The sequence below is a fragment of the Streptomyces sp. MnatMP-M17 genome, from assembly GCF_900091995.1.
Taxonomy (GTDB): domain Bacteria; phylum Actinomycetota; class Actinomycetes; order Streptomycetales; family Streptomycetaceae; genus Streptomyces.
Genome location: NZ_FMDK01001068.1, coordinates 1 through 1924, shown reverse-complemented (window position 1 = coordinate 1924; position 1924 = coordinate 1). Strand labels below are relative to the sequence as shown.

The window sequence follows — 1924 nt, the reverse complement described above, 5'->3', positions numbered from 1 at the left end:
CTCGGTAGCTCGCTGGGCTCATAACCCAGAGGTCGCAGGTTCAAATCCTGTCCCCGCTACGCGAAGTCAAGGGCCCGGATCCAACAGGATCCGGGCCCTTGACGTATGTCCGCCGTGTCCGGCCCCACGAACGGTGTTTCAAGGCGCGGGACTTGGGCCCGAGCGTGTTTGACTTGTCTCTCTGTGGGCATGTCGACAAAACGCTGAAGTGACCTTGTGGGTCGCGGTATACCTGCTGTACGCGGGTGGCAGGTGGTGCGACGATGGAAATTATGGGGGATAGGACAACTCTGTTGGAGACAGGGCGGTTTGTGCAGCGCCATGCGGCAGGCGCGGCCGACGCCGCGAACGCCGCGGATTCTCTTGGTGCCACGGGCGCCGGAGCCCCGCACACGGCCGGTGTGGCCCCGCACCCGGCCGGCCCGGAGGACACCGCCGACGCCGAGACCGAGGCACGCCACCGCCGGGCCGCCGACGCCGGGGACGTCGCGTCGATGAGCGTGCTCGGCGCCCTGCTGCTGCGCCGTGGCGATCTTGACGGAGCCGAGCCGTATCTGCGGGCCGCGACCTCCGAGGGCGACCGCGCCGCCGCCAACAATCTGGGTGTTCTGCTGCATCAGCGCGGCTATCCGGACGAGGCGGCCGGCTGGTGGCGTATCGCCGCCGTCGCCGGATCCGCCGCCGCGGCCCATGCCCTGGGCCGCCACCACCGTGAGCTGGGCGACGAGCCGGCCGCGGAGTACTGGCTGCGCCAGTCCGCCGAGCAGGGCCATGCCCTCGGCGCCTATGCCCTCGCCGATCTGCTGGAGCACCGCAGCGATGTCGGGGCCGAGCGCTGGCTGCGCGCCGCCGCCGAGCAGGGACACCGCGAGGCGGCGTACCGGCTCGCCAGGACGCTGGAGCGCCGGGCCCGTGAGACGGCCCGCGCCGGAGCCGGCCCTGTCCACCGCAGAGGTACGGGCCTGACGGCGCCGGGCGGCAGCGGTACGGGCGGCCACCGGACCGGACGTACTGGCACCCACCGCGACAGCACTGGTACGCGTATGAACACCGGGAGCCATACCGGTCCGCGGCACACCGGCACGGGCATGGACGCCACCGGTGGCGCCGACGCGCCCGCGCTCCTTGCCGAGGCCGCCCAGTGGTACCGGCAGGCAGCCGCCCGTGGCCACCGCAGGGCCGCGCTGCACCTCGGCGCGATTCTGGAGAAGCGCGGCGAGCTGAAGGAAGCGGGCCGCTGGTATCTGACCTCCGCCAGGGACGGCGACGCGCGGGCGGCCTGCGCCCTCGGCTTTCTGCTGCGCGACGCGGGTGACGAGGAGAGCGCGGCCATCTGGTGGCTGCGCGCCGCGCAGGAGGGCGACGGCAATGCCGCCAACGCCCTCGGCGCGCTGCACGCCGCCCGAGGCGAGCAGCAGACCGCCGAGCGCTGGTACCGCGCCGCGATGGACGCCGGCGATGTCAACGGCGCGTACAACCTCGGGCTGCTCTGCGCCGCCCAGGACCGCACCGTCCAGGCCGAGCAGTGGTACCGCCGCGCCGCCTACGCGGGCCATCGCGAGGCCGCCAACGCGCTCGCCGTGCTGCTGTTGCAGGCCGACGATCCGACCGGCGCCGAGCCCTGGTTCTCCAAGGCGGCCGAGGCGGGCAGCGTGGACGCCGCGTTCAATCTGGGCATCCTGTATGCCGGGCGGGACGAGGACCGTACGGCCCTGCGCTGGTACGAGCGCGCCGCCGCCGCGGGCCATACGGAGGCGGCCCTCCAGGTCGGTATCGCCTGTCTGCGGGACGGCGACGAGCGCTCGGCGGAGCGCCATCTGCGTTGCGCCGCGGGCGGCGGCAGCGCCGAGGCCGCGTTCCGGCTGGCCACGCTGCTCGACTCGCGCCAGCCGCCGCCAGGACCGCCCGCGCTCGGCGAGCCGTA

General features: G+C 73.7%; 1 protein-coding gene. It reads left to right on the top strand.

Going from position 1 to position 1924, the window contains the following annotated elements; translation table 11 throughout:
- Positions 1–263: 263 nt before the first annotated feature.
- Positions 264–1924, top strand: a 1661-nt coding sequence (locus GA0115259_RS35960; RefSeq protein ID WP_107469385.1) for a tetratricopeptide repeat protein, incomplete at its 3' end; no start/stop codon positions are given.